Origin of the sequence: Microbacterium indicum DSM 19969 (genome assembly GCF_000422385.1) — a bacterium.
Lineage (GTDB): Bacteria > Actinomycetota > Actinomycetes > Actinomycetales > Microbacteriaceae > Microbacterium > Microbacterium indicum.
The window spans coordinates 13,272-33,117 of record NZ_AULR01000008.1; the positions used below are offsets into that span (position 1 = coordinate 13,272).

Annotated in this window: 20 protein-coding genes and 1 pseudogene; 11 read left to right on the plus strand and 10 right to left on the minus strand. The window is 72.3% G+C overall.

Annotated features, from left to right (window positions below; genetic code table 11):
• Positions 1 to 39: 39 nt before the first annotated feature.
• From H576_RS0108075 to H576_RS0108095, 5 genes are read left to right on the plus strand one after another with little or no spacing between them, the layout of a single operon-like run.
• A complete protein-coding gene (locus tag H576_RS0108075; RefSeq protein ID WP_029150515.1) occupies positions 40 to 1,812 on the plus strand; it encodes an ABC transporter ATP-binding protein in 1,773 nt (590 codons plus the stop codon).
• Positions 1,809 to 3,554: an ABC transporter ATP-binding protein gene (locus tag H576_RS0108080; RefSeq protein ID WP_029150516.1), complete on the plus strand. Its 1,746-nt coding sequence runs from the start codon at positions 1,809 to 1,811 to the stop codon at positions 3,552 to 3,554. Before H576_RS0108075 ends, H576_RS0108080 begins: the two co-directional genes overlap by 4 nt.
• Before the next feature lie 11 nt (positions 3,555 to 3,565).
• Positions 3,566 to 4,210 (plus strand): MptD family putative ECF transporter S component, encoded by a 645-nt coding sequence (locus H576_RS0108085; protein ID WP_029150517.1) that lies wholly within the window; start codon positions 3,566 to 3,568, stop codon positions 4,208 to 4,210.
• The gene (locus tag H576_RS0108090; RefSeq protein WP_029150518.1) at positions 4,188 to 4,940 is read left to right on the plus strand and encodes an energy-coupling factor transporter transmembrane component T; all 753 of its coding nucleotides are present in this window, start codon (positions 4,188 to 4,190) and stop codon (positions 4,938 to 4,940) included. The genes H576_RS0108085 and H576_RS0108090 overlap by 23 nt, the downstream gene beginning before the upstream one ends.
• A complete protein-coding gene (locus H576_RS0108095; RefSeq protein ID WP_029150519.1) occupies positions 4,937 to 6,403 on the plus strand; it encodes an ABC transporter ATP-binding protein in 1,467 nt (488 codons plus the stop codon). The genes H576_RS0108090 and H576_RS0108095 overlap by 4 nt, the downstream gene beginning before the upstream one ends.
• Here H576_RS0108095 and H576_RS0108100 read toward each other — a convergent pair.
• Positions 6,375 to 6,806: a MarR family winged helix-turn-helix transcriptional regulator gene (locus H576_RS0108100; RefSeq protein ID WP_029150520.1), complete on the minus strand. Its 432-nt coding sequence runs from the start codon at positions 6,804 to 6,806 to the stop codon at positions 6,375 to 6,377. The two genes, H576_RS0108095 and H576_RS0108100, sit on opposite strands and share 29 nt — an antisense overlap.
• Positions 6,807 to 7,067: 261 nt before the next feature.
• Here H576_RS0108100 and H576_RS14930 point away from each other — a divergent pair, with 261 nt between their 5' ends.
• Together H576_RS14930 and ppk2 are read left to right on the plus strand one after the other, a co-directional pair.
• Entirely contained in the window at positions 7,068 to 9,266 is a 2,199-nt protein-coding gene (locus tag H576_RS14930; protein ID WP_051172439.1) for a beta-galactosidase, read from the plus strand.
• A gap of 37 nt (positions 9,267 to 9,303) precedes the next feature.
• Positions 9,304 to 10,195, plus strand: a pseudogene (gene ppk2, locus H576_RS14935) (polyphosphate kinase 2).
• On the opposite strand, the gene H576_RS0108115 reads toward ppk2, so the two are convergent.
• Positions 10,164 to 10,349: a hypothetical protein gene (locus H576_RS0108115; protein WP_029150521.1), complete on the minus strand. Its 186-nt coding sequence runs from the start codon at positions 10,347 to 10,349 to the stop codon at positions 10,164 to 10,166. The pseudogene ppk2 and the gene H576_RS0108115 sit on opposite strands and share 32 nt — an antisense overlap.
• Positions 10,350 to 10,494: 145 nt before the next feature.
• Between H576_RS0108115 and H576_RS0108120 the strand changes: the two genes are divergently transcribed.
• Positions 10,495 to 11,325 (plus strand): aldo/keto reductase, encoded by an 831-nt coding sequence (locus H576_RS0108120; RefSeq protein ID WP_029150522.1) that lies wholly within the window; start codon positions 10,495 to 10,497, stop codon positions 11,323 to 11,325.
• 39 nt (positions 11,326 to 11,364) lie between these two features.
• Here H576_RS0108120 and H576_RS14940 read toward each other — a convergent pair whose 3' ends face one another.
• From H576_RS14940 to H576_RS0108135, 3 genes are read right to left on the minus strand one after another with little or no spacing between them, the layout of a single operon-like run.
• Entirely contained in the window at positions 11,365 to 11,634 is a 270-nt protein-coding gene (locus H576_RS14940) for a hypothetical protein (protein WP_051172440.1), read from the minus strand.
• Between the two features lie 37 nt (positions 11,635 to 11,671).
• Complete coding sequence (locus tag H576_RS0108130) at positions 11,672 to 12,676, minus strand: NAD(P)H-dependent flavin oxidoreductase (protein WP_029150523.1); 1,005 nt, start codon at positions 12,674 to 12,676, stop codon at positions 11,672 to 11,674.
• A 25-nt stretch (positions 12,677 to 12,701) separates the two neighbouring features.
• Entirely contained in the window at positions 12,702 to 13,445 is a 744-nt protein-coding gene (locus tag H576_RS0108135) for an SDR family oxidoreductase (protein WP_029150524.1), read from the minus strand.
• Between the two features lie 85 nt (positions 13,446 to 13,530).
• Here H576_RS0108135 and H576_RS0108140 point away from each other — a divergent pair, with 85 nt between their 5' ends.
• A complete protein-coding gene (locus H576_RS0108140; RefSeq protein ID WP_029150525.1) occupies positions 13,531 to 14,370 on the plus strand; it encodes a helix-turn-helix transcriptional regulator in 840 nt (279 codons plus the stop codon).
• Between the two features lie 259 nt (positions 14,371 to 14,629).
• Here H576_RS0108140 and H576_RS0108145 read toward each other — a convergent pair whose 3' ends face one another.
• Positions 14,630 to 15,274, minus strand: coding sequence for an NAD(P)-dependent oxidoreductase (locus H576_RS0108145; RefSeq protein WP_029150526.1), 645 nt, complete (start codon positions 15,272 to 15,274; stop codon positions 14,630 to 14,632).
• Between the two features lie 118 nt (positions 15,275 to 15,392).
• Here H576_RS0108145 and H576_RS0108150 point away from each other — a divergent pair, with 118 nt between their 5' ends.
• The gene (locus tag H576_RS0108150) at positions 15,393 to 15,761 is read left to right on the plus strand and encodes a winged helix-turn-helix transcriptional regulator (protein ID WP_029150527.1); all 369 of its coding nucleotides are present in this window, start codon (positions 15,393 to 15,395) and stop codon (positions 15,759 to 15,761) included.
• On the opposite strand, the gene H576_RS14945 is transcribed toward H576_RS0108150, so the two are convergent.
• On the minus strand, positions 15,739 to 16,830 hold the full coding sequence (locus H576_RS14945; RefSeq protein WP_245559144.1) for a magnesium and cobalt transport protein CorA: 1,092 nt from the start codon (positions 16,828 to 16,830) through the stop codon (positions 15,739 to 15,741). The two genes, H576_RS0108150 and H576_RS14945, sit on opposite strands and share 23 nt — an antisense overlap.
• 65 nt (positions 16,831 to 16,895) lie before the next feature.
• Here H576_RS14945 and H576_RS0108160 point away from each other — a divergent pair, with 65 nt between their 5' ends.
• Positions 16,896 to 17,627, plus strand: a complete 732-nt coding sequence (locus H576_RS0108160; RefSeq protein ID WP_084502585.1) for a lytic transglycosylase domain-containing protein — start codon at positions 16,896 to 16,898, stop codon at positions 17,625 to 17,627.
• Here the strand turns inward: H576_RS0108160 and H576_RS0108165 are convergent.
• From H576_RS0108165 to H576_RS14950, 3 genes are all read right to left on the minus strand, one after another.
• Positions 17,609 to 18,097: a hypothetical protein gene (locus H576_RS0108165; protein ID WP_029150529.1), complete on the minus strand. Its 489-nt coding sequence runs from the start codon at positions 18,095 to 18,097 to the stop codon at positions 17,609 to 17,611. The two genes, H576_RS0108160 and H576_RS0108165, sit on opposite strands and share 19 nt — an antisense overlap.
• Positions 18,098 to 18,180: 83 nt before the next feature.
• Complete coding sequence (locus H576_RS0108170; protein ID WP_029150530.1) at positions 18,181 to 19,221, minus strand: NAD(P)-dependent alcohol dehydrogenase; 1,041 nt, start codon at positions 19,219 to 19,221, stop codon at positions 18,181 to 18,183.
• 93 nt (positions 19,222 to 19,314) lie between these two features.
• On the minus strand, positions 19,315 to 19,827 hold the full coding sequence (locus H576_RS14950; RefSeq protein WP_051172444.1) for a hypothetical protein: 513 nt from the start codon (positions 19,825 to 19,827) through the stop codon (positions 19,315 to 19,317).
• Between the last annotated feature and the right edge of the window lie 19 nt (positions 19,828 to 19,846).

Below are 19,846 nucleotides of genomic sequence, written 5' to 3' on the forward strand. Positions count from 1 at the left end.
TACTATGTGAGAACAGTTCTCAATAGTAGGAGGAAGCGCATGAGCAGAGAGCGCATCGAGGCTCGGGGCGAGTCGTTCTTCGCGCCGGTGCGGGGCAGCCTGGCGGGGATCATCGCCCTGAGCGCGTTCGGGGCCGTGAGCGGCGTGATCCCGTTCGTCGCGATCGTCGAGCTCGCGCGCACACTGCTGCCCGGTCTGTCGGGGGCCGCGATCGACGCGGGCCGGGTGTGGGTGATCGTGGGAGCGGCCGTGGCCGCGCTCTTCCTCAGCTTCGGCGCCGCGTTCCTCTCGGGCCTCGTGAGCCACCTCGCCGACGCCGAGCTGCAGCTCTCGCTGCGGCAGCGCATCGTCCGCCACCTGCAGCGCCTCCCGCTGGGGTGGTTCGACCGGAAGACGTCGGGGACGGTGCGCAAGCTCGTCGAGAACGACGTCGTCGCGCTGCACCAGCTCGTCGCGCACGCGATCCACGACGTCGTGACAGCGATCGCCGTGCCCGTCGTGAGCCTCGCCTACCTGTTCGCGGTCCAGTGGCAGCTCGCGCTCGCCGCCCTCGTGCCGCTCGCGGCCACGGCGATCCTCTATCCGATCCTCATGCGGGGCGGGGAGGAGAAGTACCGCCGATACGACGAGTCCACCGCGGCCCTCTCGGGCGCGACGGTCGAGTTCGTCCACGGGATCACGGTGGTCAAGAGGTTCGGGCAGCTGGGGCGCAGCCACAGCAGGTACCGCGACGAGACGACGCGGTACGTGCGGTTCGTCGCGCAGTGGACGCGGGAGACGGCCGCGATGTTCACGGTCATCGAGATCATCACGTCCCCCGTCGTGGGCCTGGTCTGGCTGCTCGTCGCGGGGCTGTGGCTCGTGGGGGTCGGGGCGGCGACGCCGCTCGACGTCCTGCCCGGCCTGCTTCTGGGGCTCGGGCTGACGAGCCCGCTGATGAAGCTCGGGGCGTCGGCCCAGTTCCTGCGCAGCGCCGCCAAGGCACAGCAGTCTCTCGCCGAGTTCTTCGCGATCCCGCCCGTCCCTCGCCCCGATGCCCCGATGCTGCCGCTCGGCAACGGAATCGACGTCGCGGACCTCTCCTTCTCCTACGACGGCGAGAACCTCGTGCTGCGCGACGTCGCCGCCGCGTGCGCGCCCGGCACCCTCACGGCCCTCGTCGGGGCGTCGGGGTCGGGGAAGTCCACCCTCGCGAAGCTCGTGCCGCGGTTCTACGACGCCCAGCGGGGATCGGTCTCGATCGGCGGGGCGGACGTGAGGGAGGTCGAGGCGCCCGAGCTGTATCGATCGGTCGGGTTCGTGCTCCAGGACGTGCAGCTCGTGCGCGCGAGCCTGCGCGACAACATCCGGCTGACGCGGCCCGACGCGTCGGATGAGCAGGTCGAGGTCGCCGCCAGCGCGGCTCAGATCCACGAGCGCATCCTTCGCTTCGACCGCGGCTACGACGCCGTCGTCGGCGAGGACGCCAACCTGTCGGGCGGCGAGGCGCAGCGCGTGACGATCGCCCGCGCGCTGCTCGCCGACACCCCCGTCCTCGTGCTCGACGAGGCGACCGCCTTCGCGGATCCGGGCTCCGAGGCCGCGATCCAGCGGGCGCTGTCGACCCTCGCGGCCGACCGCACCGTGCTCGTGATCGCGCACCGGCTGCACACCATCACGGGCGCGGACCAGATCGTCGTCCTCGACGAGGGCCGCATCGTCGAGCGCGGAACGCACGCCGAGCTGGTCGCGGCGGGCGGACGGTTCGCCGCGATGTGGGCCGACTACCAGAACAACCACGAACGCTCGCTCCCGGAAGGGGCCCGGCTGTGATCCGCCGACTTCTGCACTACTCCTCGCCCGACGCCCGACGGCTGCTGATCGTCGAGCTCGTGTGCGTCGTCGCCGCGGCGATCCTGCAGGGCGTCGCGTTCCTGCTTCTCGTGCCGCTGCTGCGCTCGCTGTTCCTCGGCGACGTCGTGGCCGCGACGTCCTGGCTGATCGCCGTGGCGTCCGTCGGAGCCGGATATGTCGTCGCCACCTGGCTCGCCAGCCAGATCGGCATGAGGGCGTCGAGCGCGCTGCTCGACTCCCTGCTCACGCGCCTCGGCGACCGCCTTGTGGAGCTGCCCGTGACGTGGTTCGGCCCCGACCGATCCGGCCTGGTCACGGGCATCGCCACCCAGGGGGCGATGTTCGTCTCGAACATGCCGTACGCGATCCTCCGCCAGGTCATCGTCGGCTTCCTCACCCCCGGAACGGTCCTCGTCGGGATGTACGTCTTCGACTGGCGCCTGGCGCTCGCGATGACCGTCATGATCCCCGTGCTGCTCATCGGGTACCGCCTGCTGAGCCGCGCGATCGGGCGCGGGGACGTCGTCCACGCAGAGGCCGTCGCCGACGCATCGAACCGGGTCATCGAGTTCGCGCGGGCGCAGCCCACGCTGCGCACGGCGGGGGAGGGATCGATCGCCGACCGCCTCGTGGACGACGCGCTGCGCGACCAGCACCGCGCCTACCGCGGGATGCTCGTCACGGGGGGCGCGGGCATCGCGACCTTCACCGGCCTCGTCCAGCTCTCGCTGACGCTCCTCCTGACCGTCGGCGCGTTCCTCGCGATCGGCGGCACCGTCGACATCGCGACCCTCATCGCGCTGCTCGTCCTCGGCGTGCGCTTCAACGAGCCCATCGTCACGGCCGGCGACCTCGGCGGGGGAGTCGCCGTCGCGCGGAACACCCTCGACCAGCTCGACGAGCTCGCCGCGGTCGCCTCCCTCCCGGAGCCGGAGACCCCTGCCGAGCCGTCGGACTGGGGCATCGAGTTCCGCGACGTCACCTTCGGCTACGGGGACGCCGCCGTGCTCCGCGGCCTGTCGTTCACGGCGCCGGCCGGTGGGATGACGGCGATCGTGGGGCCGTCCGGGTCGGGGAAGACGACCATCACGAAGCTCATCGCGCGCTTCTACGACCCCGAATCGGGCGAGGTGCGCATCGGCGGCGCGTCGCTGCCCGACCTCGGGACGCCGGCCGTCGAGGCCGCGGTCGCCCCCGTCTTCCAGGACGTCTACCTCTTCGACGACACGATCCTGAACAACGTGTGGATCGGGAACCCGAGCCTGTCCCGCGAGGAGGTCGTCGCCGCCGCCGAACGTGCGCGCGTCGACGAGATCGCGCGACGGCTCCCCGGGGGCTGGGACGCCCGCGTGGGGGAGGGTGGATCGAACCTCTCCGGAGGGGAGCGCCAGCGCGTGTCCATCGCCCGCGCGCTGCTGAAGGACGCCCCGATCGTGCTGCTGGACGAGGCGACCGCGGCGCTCGACATCGGCAACGAGATGGCGATCGGCGACGCCGTCGACCAGATCCGCGGCGGGCGCACCGTCATCGTCGTCGCCCACCGCCTGCAGACCATCATGACCGCCGACCGGATCATCATGCTCGACGGAGACGGCGGCATCCGCGAGACCGGAACCCACGCCGAGCTGCTCGCGGCCGGGGGCGGGTACGCCCGCTACTGGACAGAGCGCGTCGACGCCGCCGGCTGGGAGCTCGCCCCCGCAGACGAACCCCGTTCCTGAAAGGACATCACATGGAAGACGAGACCCTGACGGCGGCCGCGTCCGGCGCCGCCTCCGAGCGACCGCGCGCGACGATCGCGTTCAGCGCCCGCGACCTGCTCAACGTGGCGATCTTCGCCGTCATCTACTTCGTCATCGTCGTCGTGATCGCGATGCTCGGCGTCGTCAGCCCCCTCGTGATGCTGCTCACGCTGCCGCTGTCGGCGATCGCGGCGGGCATCCCCTACATGCTGTTCCTCACTCGGGTGCGGCACGCGGGCATGGCGGCGCTGTTCGGCATCGTGATCGCGCTGCTCTACCTGATGATGGGGCACCCCTGGCAGAGCACCCTCACGACGATCGCGCTGTCCGTGCTCGCCGAGCTCCTTCTCTGGGCGGGCCGATACCGCTCGAAATGGGGCGCGATCTGGGCGTACGTCGTGTTCTCCGGGTGGTTCGCCGGGCCGTGGATCCCTTTCTTCGCCGACCCCGTCGCCTACCTGCAGCGCTCGGGGAGCCAGGCGATGGGTGAGGACTACGTCGAGGCGTTCGCCGAGGTCGTCACGGTCCCGATGGTGACGATCATGATCGCCGCGACCCTCGTCTGCGGCTTCCTCGGCGCCCTGCTGGGGACGTCGCTGCTGCGCAAGCACTTTGTCCGCGCCGGCCTCGCCTGACGTCGCGGCCCCGGCCGGCGTCGCGCCGGCGACCCGCCGGGGCCTCGACCCGCGCAGCAGGATCCTCCTCGTCGTGCTCGTCAGCGTCGTCGTGATGAGCCCGCTCGGCCTGCGCTTCGTGCCGGCCGCGCTCGTGCTCGCCGTCGCGCTCGCCGCGGCGGAGGGGGCCTGGCGTCGGGTCGTCGCCCTGCCGATCGTCGCCTCGGCCATGTGGGCGCTCGGCTGGGCGCTCCCGCTGTGGTGGCCGAACGCCGCGACGATGGTCGTGTCGGTCGCGTGCGCCTACCTGATCCGCTTCGTCGCCGCGATCGGCGTCGGGATGCATCTCGTCGCGACGACCTCGCCGACGCACCTCTCGGCCGCCCTCCGCTCCTGGCGCGTGCCGCGCGCGATCTCCGTCACCCTCGCGGTCATGCTCCGGTTCTTCCCCGTCGTGCGCTCCGAGGCCGCGGCCGTGCTGGACGCGATGCGCCTCCGCGGCCTCGCCGGGCCCGCGGGGCTCGTGCGCCACCCGGTCCTGAGCCTCGAGCGGTTCGCGGTCCCGATGATCGCAGCGAGCCTGCGGGCGAGCGAGGACCTCTCCGCCTCGGCGATCCTGCGGGGGCTGGGTTCCAGGCGGGCTCCGACGTCGATGGTCGCGCCGCGGTTCGCCGCCGCCGACCTGATCCTGCTCGTCGCCCTCCTGGCTCTCGCGGCCGGGACCCTGCTCTCCCCGTGGGCGCTGGCATGATCCGGCTCGAGAACGTCTCCTGGACCTATCCGCACGCCGATGCGCCGAGCCTGCGCGCGCTCGACCTGCGCGTCGCGCCGGGCGAGTTCGTCGTGCTCTGCGGGGCCTCGGGATCCGGGAAGTCGACGGCGCTGCGGCTGATGAACGGCCTCATCCCGCACTTCCACGACGGCGGCAGGCTCACCGGGACGGTCACGGTGGGCGGCGTCGACGTGACGCGCGCCGAGCTCGACGAGACGGGGCTCGTCACGGGGACCGTCCTGCAACACCCGCGGCGGCAGTTCTTCACCGACGGCGTGCGCGAGGAGCTCGCCTTCGCGATGGAGAACTTCGGGTTCGATTCCGAGCAGATCCGCGGCCGCGTGGGGGAGCTGCTGGCGGGCCTGCGCGCCGGCGTCCCCGTCGATCGGCGCCTCTCCGACCTGTCGGGCGGCCAGCAGCAGCAGGTGGCGATCGCCGCCGCGACGGCGCACGGGCCGCGAGTGCTCCTGCTCGACGAGCCGAGCTCGAACCTCTCGGCCGAGGCCGTCGATCGCCTGGCGCTCACGCTCGCCGAGCTCAAGGAACGGGGCGTCACGATCGTCGCGGCCGAGCACCGCCTGCGCTACCTCCAGGACCTCGTCGACCGCGTCGTCGTCATGCGGGACGGCGCGATCGATCTCGAGTGGGACGCCGGCGCATTCCGGGCCGTCTCGGACGAGCAGCTCGCGCGCGAGGGGCTGCGCGGGCGGACGCGCGAAGCCTCGGCGCCGGCCGTTCCGGCGATCGGCGCGAGCGTCGTCGACCCCGCCGCCGTGGGGGACGTCCCGAGGGGCGCCCTGGAGCTCTCCGGCATCCGCTGCCGGCTCGGCGGGCGCACCGTCGTCGAGATCGACCGCGCGGTTCTCGCGGCAGGCGAGGTCACCGCGATCCGCGGCGTCAACGGCGCGGGCAAGTCGACGCTGGCGCGCATCGTCGTCGGCCTCCAGCGCAGCGTCGGAACCGTGCGGCTGGGCGGTCGCGCGCTGAGCAGGAGGGCGCGCCAGCGCGCGAGCGCGATCGTCATGCAGGACGTGCAGCGCCAGCTCTTCGCCGACAGCGTCGCGGCGGAGATCGCGCTGGTCGCGCGGGGCGAGGAGCCAGGCCCGATGGGCGGCCCGGGCGTGCTCGACGCCCTCGGCCTGGCGGACCTCGCCGACCGGCATCCGCTGTCGCTGTCGGGAGGGCAGCAGCAGCGCCTCGTCGTCGCGTCCGTCCGCGTGGCGGGCCGACGGATCGTGGTGTTCGACGAGCCCAGCTCCGGCGTCGACCGCCGCCATCTCCAGTCGATCTCCGACCAGATCCGGCAGGTCGCAGAGTCGGGGAGCGTCGTGATCCTCATCAGCCACGACGACGACCTCCTGGCGCTCGCCGCCGATCGGCAGCTCACGCTGGCGCCGCCGACGGGCGCCGGCGCTACTGCGCCTCGCGGAGGCGCTGTGTGAGGTCGCGCAGCGTGCGCAGCTCGTCGTTCGACAGCGACGACATGCGGTCGGCGATGTGACGGCCGTGCGTGACGGCGGCGCTGCGGAAAGTGTGCAGGCCCTCGGGCGTCGCCGTGACGAGCGATCCGCGGCCGTCCTCGGGATCCGGCTGCTTCGTCACGAGACCCCGCGCGACCATCCGGTCGACGAGCCGCGACACGCTCGGCTGGCTCACGAGCATGTTGCCCGTGACGTCGCGCAGCCGCGCCGTGTGCTCGGCGCCGCGGGTGACGGTCAGGAGAACGTCGTACTCGCCCTGCGAGAGCGACGTCGCCGAGAAGTCGCGCTGCGTGGCCGCGAAGATCTCGTGCTGGGCGCGGAACAGCGATTCCCACGCTTCGACGGCGAGGCGGCGATCAGGCATGCATGCAATTGTATGCGTCGCCGGGGATTCCGCGCCCGCGGCATGTGAGAGGGGCCCGGTCAGAACGACCGAGCCCCTCCTGTCCCTTGCACCAAGAGTGTCCCTGATTCACATGCGGTGACCGCCACAGCAAACGATCACCGTGCGATGCACTCTATAACGGTCAGATAACGGGGCGCGACCTCGTTCCTCGAGAACTAACATTCCCAGGCCCAGCGCATAGCGCTCGCTCAGGTGGGGCCCGCCGGTAGGGTCGGCGCTATGACCGTGCGCCGACGCCTGGACATGCCCGACGCCGTTCCGGAGGCCGAAGCCCCGCTCGACATGGGCGGGCACGGGATCCGGGTCCTCACGACGCACATCGAGCGCGACGGCCGCCCGTGGATCCCCATCATGGGGGAGTACCACTTCTCGCGCGATGACCCGAGCCTGTGGGAGACCGAGCTGCGGAAGATCCGCTCGGGCGGGGTCTCCGTCGTCTCGACCTACGCGATCTGGATCCTCCACGAGCTCGAGCGGGGCGACGTGCTGTGGGACGGGAGGCGCGACCTGCGGCGCTTCGTCGAGACGGCCGCCCGCGTGGGTCTCGACGTCGTGCTGCGGATCGGCCCGTGGGTGCACGGCGAGACCCGCAACGGCGGCTTCCCCGACTGGGTGCAGGAGTCGGGCGTCGGCCTGCGCACCGACGACCCGGCCTACCTCGAGCTCGTCCGCGGGTGGTTCGGCGCCGTCGCGGCCCAGGTCGACGGGCTCTTCGCGCCCGGCCCGATCGTCGGTGTGCAGGTCGAGAACGAGCTCTACGACCAGCCGGATCACATCGCGACGCTGCGCGACATCGCCGAGGAGGCGGGCATGCGCGCGCCGCTGTGGACCGCGACGGGCTGGGGCGGCGCCCGGCTGCCCGAGCGTCGCGTCCTGCCCGTCTACAGCGGCTACGCCGACGGCTTCTGGGAGGAGTCGCACGTCGGCTGGCCGAGCTTCGGACCCATGCACTTCCGCTTCACGACGGTGCGCGACGACGTGACGGTCGGCGCCGACCTGCGCGCCCTGCGCGCCGAGGAGGCCGGCGACGCGTCGGGCGATCCCTGGCCCTTCGCGACCTGCGAGCTCGGCGGCGGCATGCAGGTGGCGTATCACCGGCGTCCTCTCGTCGAGCCGCGCGACGTCGCGGCGCTCGCGCACGCGAAGATCGGGAGCGGATCGGCGTGGCAGGGGTTCTACATGTTCCACGGCGGCACGCACCCGGGCGAGACGCAGGAGTCGCAGGCGACGGGCTACCCCAACGACCTTCCGCGGCGCGACTACGACTTCGCGGCGCCGATCGGTGCGGCCGGCGGGCTGCGGCCGCACTTCCACCTGCTGCGTCGCCAGCACCTCTTCCTCGACGCGTACGGATCCGCCCTGGTCTCCTCGCCCGTCGCGATCGGCGACGACGACCGGGTCCGCTGGGCCGTGCGCGGCGGCTACCTCTTCTTCCAGAACCACCAGCCCGACCAGGCGCCGCTCGGCGACGTCGAGGGCGTGCGGTTCGAGGTCGGGGACGTCGCGATCCCGTCCGAGCCGTTCACGCTGTGGGAGGGATCCTTCGCGGCATGGCCGATCCGGCAGCCGCTCGGCACGGTGCCCCGCGTGACGGCGACGGCACAGCCCATCACCGAGCTCGCGGGGGACGACGGCTTCCGCCTCGTGCTCCTCGCCGCGACGCCCGGCGCGCCCGTCGAGCTGCGCTTCGGCGGCGTCGACGCGGACGACGTGCGCGGCGCCGAGGCCGAGGTGCGGGGCGACGAGATCGTGGTGCGGCCGACCCTCGGCACCGTCGACGTCGGCGACACCTCGTTCGTGATCCTCGACGAGCAGGCGGCGGACGCCGTGTGGCGCGGCGAGGTCGCGGGCCGCGAGCGCCTCGTCTTCTGGGCGGGCGAGGGATGGTTCGACGACGGCGGCTTCCGCGCCGTCTGCGGCCCGGCCGCGGAGCGGATCCGCATGTTCCCTCCTGTCGAGGGATCCTCCGAGATTCCGGCGGCGCCCGCGCCCCACGCGATCCCGGCCCCGCGGCCGGACGCGGTCATCGCGCCGGTGCGGCGCGGCGGCCCCGCGCACCGGCTGTCGGCGCCGACCGACGACGACTTCGCGCTGCTCCAGCCGCACGAGCTGCCGATCGACGACGCCTGGTTCGACGAGGGCGAGCGGCTGCTCCTGCGCATCGCGTGGACGGGCGACGTCCTGCGGCTCGAGGCGGGCGACCGGCTGATCGCCGATCAGTTCTGGTCGGGCCGCGACCTCGAGGTCGATCTCACGCCGTACCGCGAGCGGATCCGCGAGGTCGGGCTCGCGCTCCGAGCGTTCGCCTGGAACCCCGCCCCCGGCGTGCACGTCGACCCGCGGGTGCGCCCCGACCGCGTCGTCCTCGAGGTGCGCGAGGTCGAGGCGCGCGCCGAGCGGACGGTCCTCGTCGGGTGACACCGATCGTTCGCCGACCGGGCCTAGCTTCGGGCTCATGGCGAACGACCTGCGCGCGTACATCGACCAGCTGCTCGGATCCGAGGAGCACACGATCGGCGAGGACCACGACGACGACCCCGTTCTCATCGACCCCGTCGGCCGCGCCGTCGACACATGGCGCGAGAACTACCCGTACGACGAGCGGCTGGACCGCTCTGTGTACGACGACGAGAAGTACCGCCTCCAGGTCGAGCTGCTGAAGTTCCAGAAGCACCAGCAGGAGACCGGCGAGCGGCACCTCATCATCTTCGAGGGGCGCGACGCCGCGGGCAAGGGCGGCACGATCAAGCGCTTCGCCGAGCACCTCAACCCGCGCTACGCCAAGACCGTCGCGCTCGTGAAGCCGACCGAGCGCGAGTCGACCGAGTGGTACTTCCAGCGCTACATCGAGCACCTCCCCGCCGCCGGCGAGCTCATCATGTTCGACCGCAGCTGGTACAACCGCGCGGGCGTCGAGCGCGTCATGGGCTTCTGCAGCGACGAGCAGTACGAGCAGTTCATGCGCACGGTCCCGCTCCTCGAGCGCATGCTCGTCGACAGGGGATCCACGTGACGAAGTTCTGGCTCTCGGTCACGCAGTCCGAGCAGCGCACGCGCTTCATCATCCGGCAGGTCGACCCCGTGCGGCAGTGGAAGCTCTCGCCGATGGACATCGAGTCGCTCGACAAGTGGGTCTCCTACACCGACGCGAAGGAGCAGACGTTCCTGCGCACCGACACCGACCACGCGCCGTGGATCACGATCAAGAGCAACGACAAGAAGCGCGCCCGCCTGAACGCGATGCGCCCTTCCTGTCGACGGTCGACTACGCGGGCAAGGATCCCGAGGTCGTCGGGACCCCCGACCCGCTCATCGTCAAGCGCGGGCGCGACGCCGTCGGAGACTGACGCGCGGCTGCGCCTCGCTCTCGGGGTAAGGCTGGGCGCTCTCGAACTGCTGCTCGAGTGCCGTTGCCGTCGTCGCGAGGTCCTCGTCCGCCGTGCGGTTCACGGCATCGATCTGCTCGGGCACGACGCGCTGGTTCTCGAGGGCCCGCGCCATGAGGATCCTCATGCGCAGGGCGGTCGACGTCCTGCTGGACGGTCTGAGCCGCGATCGCGGCGCTCACGCCGAGCGCGATCATGCCGATGCCGATCACGTAACGTCCGGTGGCCGCGGCTCCCGGTCACGGTTCTAGGGTGGGGGCATGACGATTCCCGCGATCACGCTCAACGACGGAACCTCGTTCGCCGCCCTCGGGTTCGGCACCTACAAGCTGACGGGAGACGAGGGCACGAACGCCGTCGTCTCGGCGATCGACAACGGCTACCGCGTGCTCGACACGGCGGTCAACTACGGCAATGAGGCGGAGGTCGGCGAGGCCGTCCGGCGATCGCCTGTCGACCGCGACGAGCTCGTCGTCACGACGAAGATCCCCGGGCGCCACCACGGGCGCGACGAGGCGATCGCGTCGGTGACGGGGTCCCTCCAGACCCTCGGCCTCGACCGCGTCGACCTGCTGCTGATCCACTGGCCCAACCCCTCGGTCGGCAAGTGGCTCGAGACCTACGAGGGCATGCTCGAGGCGCGCGAGCAGGGCCTCGTGCGCTCGGTCGGGGTGTCGAACTTCACGGCCGAGATGCTCGGACGCCTGATCGACGAGACGGGCGTGACCCCGGCGGTCAACCAGATCGAGCTGCACCCCTACTTCCCGCAGGCCGAGATGCGCGCCTTCCACACCGAGCACGGGATTCGCACCGAGAGCTGGAGCCCCCTCGCCCGCCGCAGCGAGCTGCTCGCCGAGCCCGTCTTCGGCCGCCTGGCCGAGAAGTACGGCGTGACGCCGTCGCAGGTCGTGATCCGCTGGCACGTCGAGCTCGACGCGACGCCCATCCCCAAGTCGGCCGACCCGCAGCGCCAGCGCGAGAACGCCGACGTGTTCGGGTTCTCCCTGACGGCCGACGAGGTCGCCGAGATCAGCGCCCTCGAGCGCGGCCGCCTGTTCGACGCCGACCCGAACCACCACGAGGAGATGTGACGAGCGGGCCCCCGGCGCGGATCGCGCTGGGGGCCGCCGTCACGACGGCAGGTGGCCCATCGCCGCGAGCAGCGCGATGAGGGCGAGCGCCAGCGCGCCGAGCGCGGCGCCCACGACGGCCGCCCAGGCGCCCTGGGTTCCGCGCCTCTCGTGGCGCACGATGCCGACGACCCCGCAGACGACGGCGACGACGGCGGGGACGGCCGACAGCACGTCGCCGATCACCGGGATCAGTGCGCAGGCGATCGCGATCATGCCGAACGTGAGCGAGACGGCGGCGAATCCATCGCGGGCGGGCGGCGCGGTCATGCTCTGATTCTGGCCGACGCGGCGCGTCTGCGGCGCGTCACGGGAGGCCCGCGGCGAGCTGGCGGAAGACGTCGGCGGCCGGGCCCTCCGCGGCCGCGCGCCACCCGGATCCCGCCCAGAGGTGCAGCCTCTCGGCGTCGCCCGCGCGCCCCGCCGCCTGCCGCAGCTCGCGGGTCAGGTGGTGCACGGCGGGGTACGCCGTGAGGCCCGAGCGGCGGTCGGCGAACCCGTTGCGGAGCGCGCGGGCGGGCCGGCCCGTGAAGGCCCGCGTGAGCACGGTCTCGGCGAAGCGCGGATCCGCGAGCGCCGCCCGGTGGGTCGGCGAGGTGCCGGCCTCGTCCGTGCGCAGGAGCAGGGTCCCGACCGCGACGGAGTCGGCGCCCGCGTCGACGAGCGCGCGGACGTCGTCCGGCCCCGCGACGCCGCCCGCCGCGACGATCGTCAGATCCGTCCGCGCACGGACGGCGCGCACGAGATCGGCCGTCGGGACGTCGGCCGGATCGGTCGCGGCGTCGAACGTCGCGCTGTGCCCGCCGGCGGCGAAGCCCTGCACGACGAGCCCGTCGACGCCGACGGCCGCGGCGCGCGCCGCTTCGCCGGGCGTCGTGACGCTCGTGAAGGCGCGCGTGCCGACCGCGCGGAGCCGGGCGACGTCGCGGGGCGACGGCAGACCGAAAGTGAACGAGACGACCGCGACGGGATCCGCGACGAGCAGGTCGACCTTCTCGGCGTACCGGTCGTCGTCGGAGCGCGGGTCCGGGTCGAGCGTGAGCCCGTACGCCGCCGCGTCGTCGCGCAGCTCGTCGGCGTAGGCGGCGAACGCCGCGCGGTCTGCGTCCGCGGTCTGCGGGACGAAGAGGTTGACGCCGAACCCCGCGAGGTCCCGCAGCTGCCCGATCTCCTCCGCGAGCGCGCCGGGGGCCCGGTAGCCGCCCGCGAGGAACGGGAAGGCGCCGGCCGACGCCGCCGCCCTCGCGAGGGCGACGGTCGTCGGGCCTCCCGCCATCGGCGCCGACACGAGACGGGGGAGGGCGGAGCTCATGCCCCCATTCTGCGCCGCGCGCGGGCTACGCGTTGAGCGCCGCGACGACCTGCGCGTAGTCGCCGCGGACCTCGCCGTAGCGCAGGAACTTCACTCGCTCGACGAGGATCTCGGTCGCGTCGGGATCGGCCTCGATGAGCGCGACGACCTCGTCGACGAACTCGTCGAGCGGCATCGCGCGGGCGTCGTCGGCGTGGCCGGGCATGAGCTCGGTCGCGACCGAAGGCGGCACGAGCTCCGTCACGCGGACGCTCGTGTCCCCGAGCTGCAGGCGGATCGTCTCCGAGAGCTGGTGGATCGCGGCCTTCGTCGCGTTGTAAGTCGCGGTCGGGGCGAGCGGCGCGTGGGCGAGGCCCGACGACACCGTCATGATCGTCGCGGCGGGGCGCGACTGGAGGTGCTCGGTGAAGGCCGCGATGAGGCGGATGGTGCCGAGCACGTTGGTCTCGACGATCCGCTCGGCGGTCTCGAGGAAGGATCCCGTGGTCCAGTCCTCGGCGACCATGATCCCCGCCATCGTCACGAGGACGTCGACGTCCGGGTGCTCGGCGATGACGCGCGCCGACACCGCGGCGACGTCGTCGCGGTCGGACACGTCGAGGCGGTAGGTCGCGAAGCCCGGGTGCTCCGCGCGGATCTCCGCGAGGCGGTCCTCGCGGCGGCCCGCGACGATGATCCGGTTGCCGCGCTGCTCGAGGGCGACGGCGAGCGCGAGGCCCAGGCCGCTCGTGGCGCCGGGGATGAAGATGGTGTTTCCGCTGATCTGCATGGATCCAGCGTGATCCGCGGGCCGAGGCGGAGCCAGGGACAGGGGATCCCTGCCTGCGCCGCGCCGTGCGCGCGAGACTGGACGCATGGATCGTGAAGCGCTCGCCGCATTCCTCGTGCGGCACAGGGAGGACCTGCGGCCGGCCGACGTCGGCCTGCCCGCGGGGCCGCGCCGCCGCACGCCGGGCCTCCGGCGCGAGGAGGTCGCGCAGCTCGCGGCGATGTCGACCGACTACTACGCCCGCCTCGAGCAGCGCCGCGGGCCGCAGCCGAGCGTCGCGATCCTCGACGCCATAGCCCGCGCGCTGCGGCTGAGCGCCGACGAGCGCGACTACCTGCACCGCGTCGCGGGGCACAGCGCACCCGACAGGAGGGGGCTGAGCGACTACGTCGCGCCCGCGCTCATGCGGGTCATGGACCGGCTGACCGACGTGCCGGCGCTGATCCTCGACGGGCTCGCGACGACCCTCGTGATGAACGAGCCGGCCCGCGCGCTGTTCGGCGATGAGACGGCGTTCACGGGTCTCTCGCGCAGCGCCGTGTATCGGTGGTTCGCGGATCCGCAGGCCCGCCGGGTGTACCCGGAGCGGGACCACGCGCGGCACAGCAGGCAGAACGTCGCGGGTCTGCGGGCGGCGCACGCTGTGCTGGGGCCCGACTCGAAGGCGGGGGAGATCGTGCGCGCCCTCCTGCCGCTGAGCGACGAGTTCCGCGGGCTGTGGGAACAGCAGATCGTCGCCCGGCGCTTCGAGGATCACAAGGTGGTCGTGCACCCCGAGATCGGGGATATCGAGGTCGACTGCCAGGCCCTCTTCACGGAGGACGAGACGCAGGTCCTGCTGGTGCTGACGGCGCCGCCCGGCTCGGACGACGCCGGCAAACTCGACCTCCTGCGCGTCGTCGGGACCCAGGAGATGGCGGGCTGACCCGCCGCCCCGGCGCATGACTACGGCAGATTTCGCCGGTTCGGGGCCGGGACCGGCGTGTCGGGGCCCGGCGGGTGTTTTCTGCCGTACTCGTGCTCGGCGGGGGTGGTGCGGGGTGCCGAGGTGCGGCCGGGCGGCGCTCAGGCCGGTCTGTCCGACCCCTGGGCGCAGGACTACGGCAGATCCGGCCGGTTAGGGGGCTGGGGCCGGGGTGTCGGGGCCCGGCGGGTGTTTTCTGCCGTAGTCCTGCAGGGCGGGGTCAGTACGCGACGGTGAAGCGCGCGCGGCGGTGGGCCGGCTTCTCGATCTCGTCGACGATCGCGGTTGCGAAGTCGGCGCCCGAGATGAACGAGTTTCCCTCGGCGTCGGCGAGCAGCACGTCGCCGCCCACGCGGTAGGCGCCGGTCTTCTCGCCCGGCGCGAAGGCGCCGAAGCCCGCGGCGGGGCTGACGAAGAACCAGTCGAGCGCCTCGTCCGACGCGCGGAGGTCGTCGAGGACCTCGCCCATCTCGAGAGCCTCGGCCTGGAAGGCCTCGGGGAACTCGGGGGTCGTGAACAGCTGCGGGCCGCCCTCTGCGACGAGGAGGGATCCCGCCCCGCCCGTGATGCCGAGGCGCACGCCGGCGTCCTGGGCCGCGGCGGCGAGGTCGGCCAGCCCCTGGCGCGTCTGCCCCGCCATGTCGCCGCGCGGCGAGATGGCCGAGTAGACGACGTCGGCGTCGGCGACGGCGCGAGCGCGCGTGTCGGCGTCGAGGAGCGAGCCCGCGACGTAGGTGACGCCGTCGACCTGCTCGGCGGGCACCGAGCGGCTGATCGAGGTGACCTGGTGGCCGCGCGCGGCGGCCTCTGCGACGATGAGGGAGCCGGCGTATCCGGTGCCGCCGATGACGGTGATGCGAGCCATGGGAATCCTTTCGTTGGGCCTCATCCGAGGCGCATGACTTACGATAAGTGACCAACATTCGAAAACATATGAGGCACCAGAAGGTGCGTAGGTGCTTTTTTCGTCACCGGGAGCTGACATGACCGCATGGGATCCGTACGTCTCCGACTGCCCGTCGCGGCGTCTCCTCGACCGCATCGGCGATCGCTGGACGGTGCTCGTCGTGGGCGCGCTGTCGGACGGGCCGCGCCGTTTCAGCGAGATCGCGCGCCGGGTCGACGGCATCTCGCAGAAGATGCTGACGCAGACGCTCCGCGGCCTCGAGCAGGACGGCCTCGTCACCCGCACGGTCACAGCCGCGGTCCCCGTGCGCGTCGACTACGAGCTGACCGACTCGGGGCGCTCGCTGCAGGGCCCCCTCCGCGCGCTCGAGGAATGGGCGATCGAGCACATGAGCCCCGTCCTCGCCGCCCGCGAGCGCTTCGTCACATCCACTTCTTCTTCCTGAACACGACCCACAGGCCGACCCCGAGCGCGACCATCGCCGCGACGGCGGCGGGGTAGCCGAAGGTCCAGTGCAGCTCGGGCATGTCGTCGAAGTTCATGCCGTAGATCGCGCCGATGAGCGTCGGGGCGAAGAGGATCGCCGCCCACCCCGAGATCTTCTTCATGTCCTCGTTCTGCCGCTGCGCGACGAGGGTCGCGTTGACGGTGAGGATCTGCGCGAGCGCGTCGCGCAGCTCGGTCACCCGGCGGTCGACGATCTCGAGGTGGTCGGCGACGTCCTGCAGGTAGGACTGGAGGGCGTCGGGGATCCCATAGCGCGCGTGCCCGCGCCGCAGCGCCTCGACGATCTCGGTCAGCGACGTCGCGGCGTGCTGGAGGTCGATGACCTCCTGGTTCAGCCGGTAGATGCGCTCGGCGACCTCGCTCGACCCGCCGAACACCTGCCGCTCGATCTGCTCCTTGTCGATCCCGAGCCCCTGGAGCACGGGCGTGAATCCGTCGACGATCGCGTCGATGAGCCGGTAGATCACGGCCTCGGGCCCGTGCTCGAGCATGCCGCGGTCGAGGATCCCCGAGGGGGAGGGCCCCTCGACCTGCGCGATGTAGGCGGCGGCGGGCGTGCCGTCGATCCACAGACCGTCCTGGCAGAGGACGGCGATCGCGTCGCCCTTCACGAGCATGTGGAACTCGGCGAGGCGCACGTCCTCGGCCTCATCGACGTAGTAGGCGGCGCGGACGACGAGTGAGAGGACGTCGCCGTATCGCTCGAGCTTGGGGCGCTGGCCCGCCTGCTGCAGGTCCTCGGTGAGGAGGGGGTGCAGATCCCACTCTCGGGCGAGCTCGTCGACGTCGGCCGAGGTCGGGGCGGGGTAGAGGAGTACGGCCATGTTCTCGGCGCTCTCCTGCGCGAACTGGTAGGCGGTCCCCGGCGTCGCGCTCGACGGCGCGTCGACGAACCTGCCGGCCTTCGCGTATCGCACGAGCCACTGGGTCGCGGTCGCGACGGCCGTGCGGGTCGGCTCCTGGCGGCGGAGCGGCCACCATCGCTCCATCGGGGTCTCGCGTGCCATGGGGACAAGCGTATGTCTCGGCGCCCTGTCAGCTCGCGCGGCGGGCGGGCCGCGACAATGGGCGCATGAAGCGCGGCGTCGGAATCGCACTCGGAGCGGTCGCGCTCATCGGGGGCGTCGGCGCGCTCGGCGTCGTCGGGGTCGTCGCGCTCATCGGGACCTTCCGCGTCGACCCCGTCGGCTTCGACGAGGTCATCGGCACGCCCGCGCCTCCCGTCACCTCGGCGTCGCCCGCCGCCGCGCAGGTCGACGACGCGTGGATCGCCGACCGCGCGCTCGCGACGGGGATCCCGGAGCGCGCCATGCGGGCGTACGCGAACGCCGACAGCTGGGCGCGCGAGACGCTCGGCTGCGCGATCGGGTGGAACACCCTGGCGGGCATCGGCTGGGTCGAGAGCCACCACGGAGAGCTGCGGGGCGGATCCGTCGACGCCGACGGCGTGACGCGGCCCGCGATCACGGGGATCCCGCTCGACGGCACGAACGACACGATGGCGATCCCCGACACCGACGGCGGCGAGCTCGACGGCGACGCGACGTGGGACCGCGCGGTGGGGCCGATGCAGTTCATCCCCGAGACGTGGCTGCGGTGGGCGGTCGACGGCTCGGGCGACGGATCCGTCGACCCGCAGAACATCGACGACGCCGCGTACACGGCCGCGAACTACCTGTGCCGGCTCGACGGATCCCTCGAGACCGACGACGGCTGGATCGCCGCCGTCCGCTCGTACAACGACACCCTCGACTACCAGACCCGCGTCGCGACGGCCGCGACGCGCTACGCCGAGGCCGGCTGAGGCTTCGGGAAGGCCTCGCGCACGGGGCGCGAGACGAGCAGCACCTGGGCCGCGATCAGCAGGACCCCGAAGAGCAGCTGCTCGGCGATGACCCACACGGGGAAGAGCCCCGGGATCAGGGCGAGGACGATCGCGACGACCGGGAAGATCCGCGTGAACAGCTGCAGCCGCCGGAACGCCCAGTACCAGCCGAGCTGCGCGCGCCAGAGGAAGTAGAAGAGGCTCGCGGTGATCGCGAAGAGCACGAGGCACCGCATCCACACGACGAGGCTCGGCGCGGATCCCTCGACCGTCAGGACGAGCGCGATCGTGATCGTCGCGACGCCGAGCGCGAGGCAGCCTACGAAGATCCACGCGACCCAGCGCAGTGCGAGCGCGGCGCGCGGGTCGGCGACGCGCGGCACGCGGATGTCGCGGAGGCTTCCGCCGGCCAGACGGTCGACGCGGCGCAGCAGCGTTTCGAGGGTCACGGCCGCAAGTTTAGGCGGTCGGCCCCGCGGAACGCGGCGGCGCCGACCCCCGATCGGGAGCCGGCGCCGCCGCGGGGTGCGCGTCAGAGCGTCGCGGTGTCGATGACGAAGCGGTAGCGGACGTCGCTCGCGACGACGCGCTCGTAGGCCTCGTTGATCCGGTCGGCCGAGATCAGCTCGATCTCGGGGGCGATGCCGTGCTCGGCCGAGAAGTCGAGCATCTCCTGCGTCTCGCCGATCGACCCGATCGCCGAGCCCGCGAAGGTCTTGCCGCCGCCGATGAGCGACGAGACGTGGATCGGGAGGGCCTCGGGCGGCAGGCCCACGTTGACGAGCGCGCCCTCGGGGCGCAGCGTGCGCAGGTAGGCGTCGATGTCGAGCGGCGCGCTCACGGTGTTGATGATGAGGTCGAACTCACCGCGGAGGGCCGCGACGGCGCCCTCTTCGCCGGTCGCGACGTGGCGGCTCGCGCCGAACGCGATGGCGTCGTCCTTCTTCGAGGCGGTGCGCGAGAGCACGGTCACGTCGGCGCCCATCGCGGCGGCGAACTTGACGGCCATGTGGCCGAGCCCGCCCATGCCGACGACCGCGACCTTCTTGCCTGCCCCCGCGCCGAAGCGGTGCAGCGGCGAGTAGGTCGTGATGCCCGCGCAGAGCAGGGGAGCGGCGGCCTCGTAGGGGATCTCCTTCGGGACCCGCAGCACGAAGCCCTCGTCGACGACCACGTGGGTCGAGTAGCCGCCCTGCGTGATGGTGCCGTCGACGTCGACCGACGCGTAGGTGCCGACGTTGCCGTTCAGGCAGTAGTGCTCGTTGCCCGCGCGGCACTCGTCGCACTCGCCGCACGAGTTGACCATGCAGCCCACGCCGACGCGGTCGCCGACCGCGTGCTTCGTGACCTCGGACCCGACCTCGGTGACCTCGCCGACGATCTCGTGGCCGACGACCTGCGGGAACTGGATCGGGCCCCATTCCTCGCGGATCGTGTGGATGTCGCTGTGGCAGATGCCGGCGTAGCGGATCTCGATGAGGACGTCGTGGGGGCCGACGTCGCGGCGGTCGATCGTGAGCGGCTCGAGGGGCTGGCCCGCGGCCTTCATGCCGTATGCGCTGACGGTGAGCATGGGTGACTCCTGTCGGATGGGTGGGGTTGCCGTCTCAGACTGACACGGATCCCCGGCGGACATGCGACCCATAGCAATGAGTTCTGGTTCCCGTCACCCGTGCGCGAGGCGCTGCAGGAGCACGACCGCGACGCCGAGGACGGCCTCTGCCGCGAGGGCGAGCGCGCGCTGCCAGAACGTCAGGGGCACGCGCCGGACGGCGACCCAGCCGATGAGGACGAGCGACGCGACGAGCACGACGGTCGAGGCGCGCAGCGCGGTCGTCGTCTCCCACCAGCCGACCCCCGCCGCCGCGAGGAGGAGGAACACCGGGACGATCGCGATCGCGGCGCTGAACGTCGTGCGCACCGTCTCGGCGACCTCGTGCCGCGACGGGAAGTGCTCGTTGACGATCGTGTGCGAGATGACGTCGGCCGTGAACACCGCGAGGAGGGTGCCGAGCGCCGTCACGAAGAGCGTGACGGCCGCCTCGCCCGCCGTCGGGTCGCCGTGCCCGCCCATCGTCGACACGACGGCGAGCGCCGAGAAGCTCAGGTAGATCCGCTCCTTGAGGTGCGCACCGCGCGCCTCGCGATCGCCGCGGGTGATGCCGTTCTGACGCGCCATCGCCCCATTATCCGACACG